Source organism: Bifidobacterium cebidarum (assembly GCF_009193305.1).
Taxonomy (GTDB): Bacteria; Actinomycetota; Actinomycetes; order Actinomycetales; family Bifidobacteriaceae; genus Bifidobacterium; species Bifidobacterium cebidarum.
Genome location: NZ_WBVS01000002.1, coordinates 78,054 through 91,594 on the forward strand (window position 1 = coordinate 78,054; position 13,541 = coordinate 91,594).

Sequence of the window (13,541 nt, forward strand, 5' to 3'; positions counted from 1 at the left end):
TTGGCTGCTGCCGCACCGACTGCATCAAGCAGTAGTAGCTGCTCCAATCACTTCACGCCGGACATCATGAAGCTGGAGATGAACTGCCGCTGGAAGATGAAGAACGCGATCAGCAGCGGAGCAATCACCAGCATGGTCGCCGCGGAAAGCTGACCCCACTGCGCACTGCTTTCGGTGGTCTTCGCGAACAGAGACATACCCAGCGAAAGTGGACGGTTTTCTGGCGAATTGGTCACCACCAGTGGCCACAGGAAGTTGCTCCATTGGTGGCTGGCGGAAACCAGTGCGAATGCCACATAGGTCGGTCGGGCCAACGGCACATAGAAGTGCCAGATCACCTGCAGGGTGTTGCAGCCGTCCAGTCGCGCAGCTTCCTCAATCTCAATCGGAACTCCCTGGAACGTCTGGCGCAACAGGAAAACGCCGAACGCGGAAAGGAAGTACGGAATCATAATGCCGAGCAGCGTATCGACGAGTCCGAAGTCCGCCACGGTCTGGTAGTTCGGGAAGATCAGCACCTCGTTCGGAATCATGATTTGCAGCAGGTAGAGCACGAACAGGAAGTTCTTGAATGGGAACCTGAGACGCGCAAAAGCGTAGGCGGCCAGCGTGGAAGTGATGATTTGTGCGATCAGCACGCCCACGGCAATCAGAATCGTATTGAGATAATAGCGGGGGAATGGCGCGGTGGCCCAAGCCGACTGATAGTTTGCCAGTGAATAGCCGTCACCGCCGTCAGGGCGCAGCGAGCGCCATACCACCCAGATCAGCGGCACGGTCCATATGAATGCGAACAGCCAAGTACCTACGGTTTTGGCCACACGCTGAGCATGATTTTCAGTCTGCATAATCGGCCTTCCTTTCGGTGGCGGCCATCTGCACGCCGAAGATGATGAGCAGAATGACCAGCAGCACTGCGGTGACTGCGGACGCTTTGCTGCCATCCACGAACTGGAACGAGACTTGGTAGATGTAGTACAGCAGCGATGCACTGGAATTGTTCGGACCGCCTTGGGTCATCACGATGAGGTGATCGATCAGGTGGAACGCGTCTGCGGTAGACATGATGAGGCAGAACATCGTGGTGGGCATCAGCAGCGGGAAGGTCATGTAACGGAACATCTTCCAGCCATGTGCGCCATCCAGCGCGGCCGCCTCAAACACATCCTGCGGCAGGTTCTTCAGGGCGGCGAGGTAAAAGACCATGTAGAAGCTGGCGTCTTTCCACACCAGCATCACGATGATGGCGGCTTTCACCGTGCCACTGTTGCTTAAGGGGCTTTGATCCATCAGATGAGCCGCCGATAGCACCTGGCTGATTACGCCATCCGTGGAATACAGATACAGCCAGATATTGGCCACAGCCACCAGCGGGAGAATCACTGGGTAGAAGAACAGGCCGCGCACCAGCGAATTGCCAATAAACGTGCGGTTGACCATCATGGCCATCACCAAGGCCAGTGCCACGCTGAACGGCACAATGAACACGACATAGATCAGCGAGTTGCCGAGAACGGTCCAGAACACCTGATCGGATTGCAACCCTTGGTAGTTGCCGAGCCCCACGAACTCCGGCTCGGGCAATGCCAGGTCGGTCTTGTACAGGCTCTTATCCAAGGTGCGGCCGATGGGGAAGATGGTGAACACCGCGAGGAACAGGAACGACGGCAGCAGCAGTGCGGCGGCGGTAAGCGCCTGCCTGACTTCACTGCGGCGGCGAATAGTTGTTGATTGCTTCACGATTAATGCCTTCCATGCATATGCCGATTGCAAACGACCGCCCGCAGGGAACGGCGCGGGCGGTCGGATGCAATAGACACTGATGATGGCTTACTTGTTGAACGGGGCGAGGGCTTGATCGGCCTTGGCCTGTGCGTCCTTCAACGCCTGCTCAGGGGTCTTCTCGCCGGTGACGGCGGCCTGCACGGCGTCATTCAACGCCTGCATAACCTGGCCGTTGTTGTGGGTGGAGAGCTCCTTGTCCGCGTACTTCAGCTGGTCGCGGGCCACAGCGGCCTGCGGGAAGCCGGCAATGTAGTCCTTCATCAGCTTGGTGTCGTACGCGCTCTTGGACGGTGCGACGTAGCCGGTGTCGATGCTCCACTTGGCTGCACGCTCAGGGGTGGTCATCCAGCGGATGAAGTCCCATGCGGCCTTCTTGTGGGATTCCGGAATGCCCTTGAACAGGTAGAAGTTGCCGCCGCCGGTTGGGGTGGCGAAGCGCTTGTTGCCCGGCAGGAAGGCCACGCCGAAGTCGAACTTGGCGTTCTTCTTGATGTTGGTCAGGTTGCCGGTGGTCTGGTACAGCATGGCGGTCTTGCCATTGATGAAGTCGTTCGGCGAGGTCTTCCAATCAATGGTGCCCGTCGGCATGACCTTGTCCTTCTGGGACAGTTCGGTCATGAACTTCAGCGCCTCGACGTCTTCCGAGGTGTCGAAGTAGGCCTTCTTGCCGTCGTTGCTCATGATGTTCTTGCCTTCGGAGCCCGCCTGCATGGCCAGCGCCTGGAAGATCCAGTAGGTGCTCACCGTGGAGGGCAGCTCAACGCCCCACTGCTTGCCGTCGATGGTGAGCTTCTTGGCGTATTCACGCAGCTCATCCCAGCTGGTCGGCGGCTTGTTCGGGTCCAGGCCGGCCTGCTTGAACAAATCCTTGTTGTAGTACATCACGACGGTGCTGCGCTGGAACGGGATGGACCAGGTCTGGCCATCGGCCTGGGAGTTCTTCAGGTAGGCCGGGTAGAAGTCGTCCAGGTACTTCTGGCCGTCGGAATCGGCCTTGATCAGGTCGTCAAGCGGCTGGATGGCGCCCATGTCGCGGTAGATGAACAGTTCGGAAGACAGCGAGACGGCGATATCAGGCAGCTTCTTGGCCTGCACGGCGGCCTGCACCTTGGTGCGGGTCTCGTCGTAGTCACCGGTGTACACCGGCTTGATGGTCACGTTCGGGTGTTCCTTGGTGTACTGCGCGGCCAGACCCTCGATCGTCTGGGTGATGGCGCCACCCACGTTGACAGGGTAGTACCAGGTAAGCTCCACCTTGCCGTCATCGCCTGCAGTGGCGCTGCTCTGTGAAGAGCCGCAGCCGGAGGCAAGCATCAGCAAGGCGGTTACCGCTGCGACGGCGGCGGTAAGCGTGCGTTTCTTCATGATGATTCCCCTTCTATTCACAATGAAGCTGCCTATACATAGGTTGTTGATGGTGATTACGAATGACGTGATAGGCAACTTATCTGGTGAGAAATGAACATTGCATTCATCCCCCAGCCGGCAACTGGTTTAACAGTCCAGAGTGAATCGTGGGGAGGCAGTTGGGAACGATAACAAGTCCCCAATATGAACAGTTAGTGGACTGTGCCCTAGCTCACAGTGGCTTGTGGTGCGGGGATTCGCATTCGTTGTCATGATGAACAGTGGCCGAAAACTTGCACTATAGGCTTGATTTGGAGGGGAAACGAAAAACTATGAGCGAATTACAGCAGCATGTGGCGGCAGATCAGCAGGAACGATATGACCGGGATGATGCGCTGATTATCCACTTGAGCGATACGCATATATCCGCGGCCGGCACGAACCCGGCCCGTCCAAATCCTCAGTACGATGCACGCGCTGCCTTTGACGCGGACTGTGCGCGTATCGCCGCATCAGGATTGCGGCCGAATCTCATTGCCGTCAGCGGCGATATCTGCGATGCCGAAGTAGGCGAGCGCGCACGCGAAGCGTACCGCTATGTGCGTAACCATACGCAGGCGCTCGCCAATCAGCTCGGTTGCCCTGCGGTGTATGCGATGGGCAATCATGACGATCGCGCAGCTTTCCGCGAGGTACTGTTGCCGGCAGTGGCTGCTCAGGCTGAAGGTGATTCTCGTGTGCGATTTGCGCTTCGCTCCGATTCGCCGCATGATCCGGTGGATTATGTGCTGGCGGTGCCCGGTACTGATGGCAATATCGTGCGCGTGATTGTGCTGGATACCAGTATTCCGGATATCACCGATGATCAGGGAACGGTGCTTGATGAACAGTTAGCTTGGCTGGATGGGTTATTGAGCGAGACTGCTGGTGGTGCTGCCGTGGATGATTCGACAGTCAGCACGGTTCTGGTGATGCATCACCCACCTGTGGCACCGTGGCAAGATCGTGCGCGTTTGTGGCATATGCATCCCGAGGATGCTGCGCGGTTGGCACCGGTGGTGCGTGGCCGCGTGCGCGCAATACTGTGCGGTCATGTGCATCTGTCTTCCTTCGCTACGTTTGCCGGGGTGCCGGTATCCATTGCCGGGGCTCATTCGCGCAATCAGGATCCGTTGCACGCGCGCGATCTGACGTATTCATGGGCGGCCAATTACAGCTGCAATCTGGTGCTGTTGCGCGGAATTGTTGCCGACGCAGATCAGGTACTGATTACTCCGGCTCTGATTGCCCCTGATTCCAGTGCCGATTAGTCGCAATGCTGCACAAAAGGCCCTTCCAGCTCAGACGAACCGGAAGGGCCTTGACATTTACCAAGCTAGGAATGGAATGAATGAGCTAATAGGGCATCACCTCGCTTCCTGAGAAGCAGCTACGACGTGGTAGGTGCGGGTGGCAACGCCATCCTCGGAGGTTACGATGACCTGGGCCTCGCCGTTCGCGGCCAAGGTATTGACCACGGTTACTGCGGCGTTGTCATCGCCCGGCAATGCCTGCACTTCAGGCGCTTCATCACCGGCAACAGACACCGAGTACTGCTCAACCGCCGGGTCGAAGCCATCCACCGGCTTGCCATCCACCAAGAGTCCGGCGAGCGCAGCTTCGTTGTGCTGTGCCGGAATGCGAGCATCGCCACGCACCTCGGTGATGGCCACGCACTTGCCTTCGGCGGACGTGAACGTGATCTTGATACGAGACGTACGCACCATATCGAAGGAGTAGGTGGTTTCGTCACCGTTCGAGCTCATCGAGGAACCAGGCTTATCGCCAACGGTGGCGTACACCCAAGCGGCGTCATTGGTCTGCTCCACCGGGTTGGAGGAGACCTTCAGCCCGTGCACCGGCTGCCAGGAGCCGTCGGCGGCCAGATAGTCCACAGCCACGGACTCCGGCAGTGCCACATCCTCGCCGTCAAGGCAGTAGTAGACGGTGAAGGAGTTGAGCATGAACGGCACTTCCTCGCCGTAACCGAAGCGGTACTCCAGCCAAGCGGTGTTGGACGGGTCGCCGAACGTGGACCAGCGGTTCTTCAGGTTGTAGCCAACGCGCGGCGTATAGGAGACGATGCCATCCATCAGCAGTGAGGCATCCTCCTGAGCCTTCGGATCCGGGTTCGTGTAGGAGGCGCGCACCTGCGGGTACACGTCGTTGCGGTAGGAGAACAGGTCGCGGTTCTGCACGTAGTCATCGGTCACACGGACGTGTGCGATGGCCTTCTGCTCAAGGCCTTCGACGTCGCCCAGCACGGTGAACTCGCCGGCATTGCGGTAGAGCGAAGCTTCAGGCTTGGCCCAGGTCACTGCACGCTGTTCCTTGGCGCCATCGGACCAGTAGACGGTAACTTCAGGAGCGGCTTCGCCAACCAGCGGTTCGATGCCGGTGATGGTGGCCAATGCCACGGACTGCACGGCGAGCACTTCCACAACCTGCACCGTGACGCTCACCTCCAGATCGAAACGAGTCACCTTGCCGGCAACAGTCACTTCGCCAGCGTGATCGTAGGCAGCAGCCGGCACGGTTTCCCACGCGACTGGCAGTGGTGCGGCGACACCGTGATCGAAGTTGACGGTTACGGTAGCGGGCAATGCAGGCACAACGCCTGCCATTGTGCGCACGGCTGGAACCTGAACATCAGCAGGCTGCTTCGGCTCGGCACCCTCAGCAACGGTCACGATGGCCGGGGTGCTGGTCTTGGAGACTCCACCATACGTGACGGTGGCGGTCACATTCGCAGTACCGGACAGGCGGCCGGTCACGATGCCATTGCCATCCACGCCAGCCACGGATTCGTCGCTGGAAGCAAACGTGATTGCGGCTTCGCTTCCTTCGCCCAGCTCGATGGCGGCACCGGTCTCGTCGGTGGCGGACACCGCAAGATCAGTGGTCTCATCCTCAGCGAGGGTGAAGGTAGGAGGTACCACGGTGACTTCGGCAACCGGTGCCGGCGGCACATCCAGGTCAAGCGCGTATGCGGCATGCTGCTCGCCGTCCTCGGAAGTGACGCGAATCACGTAGGAGCCATACGGGTAATTGAACGGTGGCACCACGTACGCCACGGCATTGTCGGCAGCCTCGACGCTGATAGCCGGAGCGCCGGCAGTGTAGGCGCGATGCAGCACTGCACGATGCTGATCATCGAACTCAACAGGCTTGCCGTCCACAGTCACGGACGCGAGGTCAGTGGTGTCATGCGCGGTGGCTTCGCCATCGGTCAGGCGCACGCTCACGCTGGTCGGCAGATCATAGTCCTCGACAGTGCCGTCCAGCACCACAGTGCCGGCCTTGCTCCAGTCGGCATCGGCGGCATCCCAAGCCACCGGAGCGTCGACGGCGCTGCCATCATCAAAGACAACCAGTGCCTTGGCAGGCAGAGCAGGTGCAGAACCAGCCGGGGCGGCCAGAGAAGCCGGGCGAGCGGCAACCGGGTGCGCTACAGTCACTGTTGCGGTGACCGGCAGACCAGCAGCCTCGCCAGTCACCGTGAACGACTGTGCACCAGACTTGGCTGCAGCGGCCTGCACATCGCTGGCCAGGGAGGAATCCTGCCAAGTCACGGCAGCCTCGGCCGTGGTGTTGTCGGCCTTCAGCACTGCGACGGTCTGCGGCAGTACCGCGGTCTCACCAGCACGGACGCGGACGGCCACGCCGCGAGCTTCCAGTGCGTCGGCATCGGCCGGCAGGGCCTCAGTGATGAATACGTTCACGGTATCGGCCTTCAATCCCTTGGCGGTGGCGGTGACGCGGATCGGCTTGCCGGAGCCGTCAGAAGCCACGATGGCGAGCACCTTGCCGGAGTAGGCGGAGTGCACGGGGGACTGCAACGGTTCGGTGTTGGCCTGGTAGCCGTTGTCGGTACCGAGCAGCGTGCCGTTCTCCACATGGAAGGTGATCTCGTTGTTGGCGCGCGGCACAATCACACCGGCGTCGTCGATTACATCGGCTTCGATGAAGCTCAGATCATGGCCGTCGCCGTCGATGACATGGCGGTCCGGAATGAGCTTGATGCCAGCCGGGGCACCGGCAGTGGTGATGGAATCGCGGGCCACCACATGGCCGGCCTTGTCGTAGGCCACAACCTCAACCGTGCCCGGCTCGAACGGCACCTCCCACTGCAGGGTGAGCTGCTTGGGCTCGTTGCCATCCTTCTGGTAGCGGTACTCGAACGGCTTGTCCGCGTACTTGTTGCTCAGATGGAAGGTGGCCTGATGCGATTCGAATTCACGCTTGCCAAGGGACTTGCCGTTGAGGAACAGTTCGGCGGAAGCGGCGTTGGTGTAGGCCCACACGGCCACGGATTCGCCCTGCTCCCAGTTCCAGTGCGGCAGCAGGTGCACGACCGGAGCGTCATCAGGGTCGGTCCACAACGCCTTGTACAGCCACCACGGGTTCTTCGGGAAGCCGGCGGTATCCACCATGCCGTAGTAGGAGCGCAACGGAGCCAGCACGGTGCCATCGGATTCCGGCATATCCGGCTTGTTCCAGTAGAAGTTGGAGATGTACGGAGCGGGCTCGCCGATGTAGTCGAAGCCGGTCCATGCGAACTCGCCGACGTTGAACTCAAGATTCACCAAGCGATCGAATGCGATATCCAGCGGGTAGCCACGGTTGGTGGTCACGTTGTAGTCGGAGATCTCGTAGGTGTCTTCCTTCCACGGCTGGCGGCCCTTGGCGAACGGGTAGTCGCGGCCGCGTAGCTGCCATTCGTCGGTGAGAATCGTCGGGTGCACGTAGAAGCCGCGGCATGGCGTGCAGTTGCCGGATTCGGAGTTCAGGATCACGTCGTTCGGGTGCTTCTCATGCACCTTCTCCATCTGATCGCGATTGATGTAGGAGTAGCCGCGCACATCCATCTGCTCGTGAATCTTGTTGCCAATGCCGTCGATGCCCTTGGACAGGTAGGAGGCGTCATTCACGGAGTTCGGGCGGGTCGGGTCAAGCAGGTGGCAGCGACGGGTCAGGTCGGCGGCGATCGGAATCTCCTTCTCCTGCCAGGCCACCTCGTTACCCATGCCCCACATGAACACAGCCGGCTCGTTGCGGTCGCGCAGAATCATGGCGGCGAGGTCTTCGGGGTAGTCCTGGGAGAAGTAGTTGGAGTAGTCGTTGCGGTTCTTCGGAGCGGTCCACATGTCGGTGAGCTCTTCGAGCAGCAGGAAGCCCATGCGGCTGCACTCCTCGGCCCATACCTTGGAGCAGGGGTTGTGCGAGGTGCGGATGGCGTTCACGCCGGCATCCTGCAGGATTTCGAGCTGACGGACCACGGCACGGCGGTAGGTGGCCGCACCCAGGGAGCCGAGGTCGTGGTGCATGCACATGCCGAGGGCGCGCATGTTCACACCGTTAAGAAACAGGCCGCGCTTCGGGTCGAGGGTGATCCAGCGCAGGCCGAACTTGGTTTCGGTGGTGTCCACGGCGTTGCCGTCGGCACCGAGCACGGTGGTGCGCAACGTGTACTGGTACGGGTCGGCGGTGCTCCACAGGTGCGGTTCGGCAACCGAGAGCGTGGTGGAGAAGCGGTTCGGGGCTTCGGCGGCATCATAAGCGGCTGCGGCCTTGGTGGTGTCCGGGGTGTTGGCGGGCACGGTGACTGCGGTAGCGCCGGCGGCGACCACAGTGCCGTTGGCGTCGAGGATTTCCTGGCGCAGGGTGACTGCGGCGTCGGCGTCGGTGCCATTGGCCACGATGGTGGAGATGGCGACGGTGGCGTGGCCGTTCTTGACGTCTTCCTCAAGCGTCGGGGTAGTGATTTGGGTGCCGAAGCGGGCCACGTGCACCGGATCGGTGACGGTCAGCGTCACGTCGCGGTAGAGGCCTGCGCCAGCGTACCAGCGGGAGCTCGGCTCCTCGTTGTTGGTGCGGACGGTGAGCACGTTGACTTCGCCGGGCTTGATCTTGCCGGTCAGATCAATGGCGAAGTTCGTGTAACCGTAGTGATGCTCGGCTACTTTCTCGCCGTTGAGCCAGATTTCGGCGCGATCCATGGCGCCGTCGAAATCCAGAGTGACGTATTTGCCGGCGAGCTCGGCCGGAGCGGTGAAGGTCTTGCGATACCAGCCTTCGCCCACCTTGAGGTAGCCGACGGTGGCGCGGGCGTTGCGGGAGAACTTGCCTTCCACGCCGTAATCATGGGGCAGGTTGACGTTGCGCCAGTCGGAGTCGTCGAATCCGGGGCGTTCGGCGCCATTCGGGGTGCCGCGGAAGAACCGCCAGCCCGAGTTGAAGTTGTTGGAGCGTCCGGTCAGCGTCTCGCTGGTCTCCGGGCGGTTGGTTGTTGTCATCGTAAGACCTCCGTGGCTTTGGATGATGTGGGTGGCTCGGTTGGTCCGCCCGACATCGGACGCGCCAACCGGAACGTATGGCCTTGGCTTCCCGCGTGAGGTTGGTGCCGAGGTGATTCGTCATTGACAGAACACATCATAGCATCTTAACGATGAGATTAATAAAAATGTTGGTATTGCAGAGTTCTGTATATCCTTAAAACGCGCTTAAATCTTAACGATGATGGAAAATGCTTTATACTGAAGTCAGCGCATGACATCGGCGTGTCGGACTGAGCATCAACTGCAAGGCAGCAGGGCTTCACCAACATCCATACGCCGATAGGTTTGAAGAGGAAAGGACGATGATGTCATTGCGATCCCAGCGTGCCGCATCTGCTACCGATACGGTAGATGCCATGCTCTCATGGAAGGCCAAGCTTGGTTACGCCACATTCTCGCTGTCGTATGTGATGCAGACGATGATTGTGACGTGGCAGATGTTCTACTTCACCACGTTTCTGAACGTATCGATGGCTGTTACGGCGGTGCTTATAGCCGCCGGCAAGATCGTGGCCTCGGTGATCGGCCCAGTGTGGGGCTATATCTCCGACCGTATGTATCACAATGCGCTCGGCCGTCGTTTTGGACGCCGACGCTCAATCCTGATTTTCGCCATCCCGGCGAACTTCGTGTTCTACCTGCTGTTGTGGATTCCAAATCTGCCGATTGCGGTCTACTTCTTCGCCAACCTGCTGTATTGGGCGTTCTTCGCCGGAATCACCACCGTGCAGTACGGCCTGCCCAGCGAAATGACCGAGAACCCGAGCCAGCGCGCGCAACTTGTCGGCGTCAACCAGATCGCCGGCGCCATCGGCGGCACCTTCCTCTCGGTGCTCAACGTGTACCTGTTCACCATCTGGGGCAAGGACAACTGGGAATCATACTTCAACATGGCGTTGCTGTACGGCATTATCGGCACCGCAGTGCTGATGCTGGGCTTCCTGTCGATTCAGGAGCGTCCGTTCGACGAATCCACCAACGTGTCGTCCGCAGATGGGACGGCCGGTAGCGATGGTGAGACGCATATCGGCATCGGCAAACGTCTGGTTTCGGTGGTGTGGAACTTCCTTTCGGTGCTCAAGGTCAAGGAATTCCGCAACTATCTTGGTTTGTACTTGTCGGAGGAGATGTTCCGCACAGTGCGCGGCACACTGAATACGTACTTCGTGATTTTCGTGCTGTTGCTCGACCCGCAAACCGTCTCCCTCGCCACCGGCGTCAATCTGCTGTTCGGCATCGCCTGCGTCGGCTTTTTCATGTGGATCACCGCGAAAATCGGTGGCCCACGCGCCTACCGTTTAGGCGGCATCGAGGTGATTTTCGTATTCCTGGCGATGTTCATGCTGGCGATGGTCGCAAGCCACATCCCGGCTGGCACGCGCGCCGTGCTCTACATCGGTCTCGGCCTGTTCATGAATTTCGGCATCACCGGTGTGGTGAACGCCACCCAGTACACGTATACGTTCATTCCGGATGTGGATGAAATCATCACCTCGAAGCGCCGCGAAGGCCAGTACGCCGCCATTAATTCGACCATCGACGATATCTTCTCCTCTGCGGAGACAATTGTGATCGGCTTGGTGCTGGAGGCGACCGGGTTCGTGGAAGGTGCGCAATCGCAGCCACCGCAGACGGTATTGGCGCTCGCATGCCTGTTCTCGTTCGTGCCGATTGTGATCTGCGTCGTGGGCATTGTCTTTACGTTCCGGCTGAAGCTCAATCGCGAAAACCACGAACTGCTGCTTGATGAGATCGATCGATTGCGCGCAGGCGGGTCGATGGACGACGTGACGCCTGAAACGCGCGCGTTGGTCGAGAGTCTCACCGGTATGCCGTATGAACAGTGCTGGGGTCACAACAACGTCATCAATGTGACGCATAAAGGCTGATCGGGCTTTTCATATTCAGCTCCCCTGTACGTGGGGGAGCTTTTTTATTGCGGTATTGCGCAATCGGTACCGGTTTTTACCGATTCGCGACACGCCGAATCACCAAATAATCTCAACGATAAGATTTGTGATATGGTTTGTTTTGCAAACATCAAGAAAAGAAATCGAGCTTCAAAATCTCAACGATAAGGTTTTGAAGTAGATGAGCCGGGGATGGACGGAGAAGTCCCCCACCCGGAAAGCAGCTCCGTTTCTATGGCCCTGCGCCGTGCCTCATCGCATCGATCTCTATTGGAGAATAGGAGAAATCCAATGTCCAACTCGGCATCGTCCGCAGCGGGCCGCAAGCTGTCGTGGGTGACGAAGTTCACGTACGCCCTGCTGCCGCTGTCGTTCACCATGACCACGATGGTCATGACTTGGCAGATGATCTACTACACCCAGCCGCTCGCCATTTCCATCGGCATCGTCACCACGATGCTCGCCGTCGGCAAGGCTGTCGGTGGCTTCATCACTCCAATCTGGGGCTACATCTCCGATCGTATGTACGCCACCAGCTTCGGCCGCAAGGTTGGCCGTCGTAAGGGCACGCTCCTCATCGCCGCTCCGCTGAACCTCATTTTCTATGTGCTGCTGTGGGTTCCGAATATGCCGGTGTGGTTCTACCTGCTCATCAACATCATCTACTACGGCGTATACCCGGGCATCAACACGGTGGTGTACTCCCTGCCTTCTGAGATGACCGATGATTCCAAGGATCGTGCACAGCTCGTGGCTGTCCAGCAGATCGGTGGCGGCGTCGGCGGCTTCGCGCTGTCCATGTTCAACGCCTACCTGTTCAAGATTTGGGGCGCCGACAGCTGGGAGCCGTACTTCAAGATCGCTATGATCTACGCCGTGCTCGGCACCGTGCTGCTCGTGGTTGGTGCCCTGTGCATCAAGGAACGTCCGTACGACGAAACCACCGATATCTCCTCCGCCGATAAGGGCTCCGATGAGAAGGTCGGCTTCTTCGGCCGCTTGGTCTCCGTGTTCTGGAACTTCCTGTCCGTGCTGCGCATCAAGACCTTCCGCAACTACCTGGGCATCTTCCTCTCCCAGATGACCTTCCGTACCGTCCGCGGCCAGATCAACGCCTACTTCATCATGTTCGTGCTGCTCCTGACCCCGGCTGAGGTCTCCCTCTCCACCGGCTTCAGCTTCCTGTTCGGCATGGTCTGCGTGGTCATTTGGGCCACCATCATCACCAAGCTCGGCGGCATGCGCGCTTACCGCCTCGGCTCCTGGTTCACCATCATCCTGTTCGTCGGCATCTTCATCCTGGGCTTGGTCCACGGTTCCATGCCGAAGGCCTCCGTCACCCTGGTCTTCACCATCCTGATTACCCTGTTCACCCTTGGTAACTCCGGTATCGTGAACGCACAGACCTACGTGCAGGCCTTCGTGCCGGACGTTGATGAGCTGGTTACCGGTAAGCGTCGTGAAGGCCAGTACGCCGGCATCCAGTCCACGCTCGAGGTCATCGTCAACACCGTGGTGACCATCCTCGTGGGTGTGATTCTGCAGGCCGTCGGCTTCCAGTCCGGCGCTGACGTCAAGACCCAGTCCCCGCTCGTGGTCAACGTGCTCCTGTACATGTACTGCGGCACCGTGGTTGTGCTCGCCCTCGTCGGCATCCTGCTGACCTACCGCATGCACTTGAACGAGAAGACCCACGACATTCTCGTGGCTGAATCCGCTCGTCTGCGCAACGGTGGTTCCATGGACGAGGTCACCGATGAGACCCGCAAGGTTGTTGAGGATCTCGCTGGTATGCCGTACGAGAAGTGCTGGGGCCACAACAACGTGATCAACGTCTCCAACAAGGCCTGATCCGCTTCTGCTTCGAGCAGAGCCGGTGTCCATAAGGTACGCCAATCTTGCCGGCTCCGCTCGTTACACTCTTCAGCAATTCTTTCCAATAGCCAACCTCGGAACTTCTCCGAAATTGCTGAACACCCGCGCCGCAGGGATGGTTTACTGCAAATACACCTCCCTTCTCCAGCCCTGTGGCGCAATTCAATCCTTCTTACTTTTCCTTTCCAAACAGTGTGCCTCCTCGATATAGAGGAGGCACATGCATTTCGGGGGCTGTCGCTACTCT

Annotated in this window: 7 protein-coding genes; 3 read left to right on the forward strand and 4 right to left on the reverse strand. The window is 59.3% G+C overall.

The annotated features are described in order from the left end of the window. Positions 1-47: 47 nt before the first annotated feature. The 3 genes from F7D08_RS02605 to F7D08_RS02615 form a co-directional block, all read right to left on the reverse strand. Entirely contained in the window at positions 48-848 is an 801-nt protein-coding gene (locus F7D08_RS02605; protein WP_152209152.1) for a carbohydrate ABC transporter permease, read from the reverse strand. Next, a complete protein-coding gene (locus F7D08_RS02610; protein ID WP_226803267.1) occupies positions 838-1,740 on the reverse strand; it encodes a carbohydrate ABC transporter permease in 903 nt (300 codons plus the stop codon). The genes F7D08_RS02605 and F7D08_RS02610 overlap by 11 nt, the downstream gene beginning before the upstream one ends. Before the next feature lie 90 nt (positions 1,741-1,830). Beyond that, positions 1,831-3,150 (reverse strand): ABC transporter substrate-binding protein, encoded by a 1,320-nt coding sequence (locus F7D08_RS02615; RefSeq protein WP_152209154.1) that lies wholly within the window; start codon positions 3,148-3,150, stop codon positions 1,831-1,833. Between the two features lie 314 nt (positions 3,151-3,464). Between F7D08_RS02615 and F7D08_RS02620 the strand changes: the two genes are divergently transcribed. Continuing rightward, positions 3,465-4,442 carry a metallophosphoesterase gene (locus F7D08_RS02620; protein WP_152209155.1) on the forward strand — a complete coding sequence of 326 codons (978 nt, stop codon included), beginning with the start codon at positions 3,465-3,467 and terminating at the stop codon, positions 4,440-4,442. A 96-nt stretch (positions 4,443-4,538) separates the two neighbouring features. Here the strand turns inward: F7D08_RS02620 and F7D08_RS02625 are convergent, their stop codons facing one another. Further along, positions 4,539-9,467 (reverse strand): Ig-like domain-containing protein, encoded by a 4,929-nt coding sequence (locus F7D08_RS02625; RefSeq protein WP_152209156.1) that lies wholly within the window; start codon positions 9,465-9,467, stop codon positions 4,539-4,541. 344 nt (positions 9,468-9,811) lie between these two features. On the opposite strand from F7D08_RS02625, the gene F7D08_RS02630 reads away from it, so the two are divergent. Further along, complete coding sequence (locus F7D08_RS02630; RefSeq protein ID WP_226803269.1) at positions 9,812-11,398, forward strand: MFS transporter; 1,587 nt, start codon at positions 9,812-9,814, stop codon at positions 11,396-11,398. A gap of 312 nt (positions 11,399-11,710) precedes the next feature. Then, positions 11,711-13,270, forward strand: a complete 1,560-nt coding sequence (locus tag F7D08_RS02635) for an MFS transporter (RefSeq protein ID WP_193316163.1) — start codon at positions 11,711-11,713, stop codon at positions 13,268-13,270. Positions 13,271-13,541: the final 271 nt, after the last annotated feature.

Bases quoted from the DNA above. Each gene is read 5' to 3' on its own strand.
- F7D08_RS02635 (WP_193316163.1), top strand. From the start codon at position 11,711: ATGTCCAACTCGGCATCGTCCGCAGCGGGCCGCAAGCTGTCGTGGGTG.
- F7D08_RS02620 (WP_152209155.1), top strand. From the start codon at position 3,465: ATGAGCGAATTACAGCAGCATGTGGCGGCAGATCAGCAGGAACGATAT.
- F7D08_RS02625 (WP_152209156.1), bottom strand. From the start codon at position 9,467: ATGACAACAACCAACCGCCCGGAGACCAGCGAGACGCTGACCGGACGC.
- F7D08_RS02605 (WP_152209152.1), bottom strand. From the start codon at position 848: ATGCAGACTGAAAATCATGCTCAGCGTGTGGCCAAAACCGTAGGTACT.
- F7D08_RS02630 (WP_226803269.1), top strand. From the start codon at position 9,812: ATGATGTCATTGCGATCCCAGCGTGCCGCATCTGCTACCGATACGGTA.
- F7D08_RS02615 (WP_152209154.1), bottom strand. From the start codon at position 3,150: ATGAAGAAACGCACGCTTACCGCCGCCGTCGCAGCGGTAACCGCCTTG.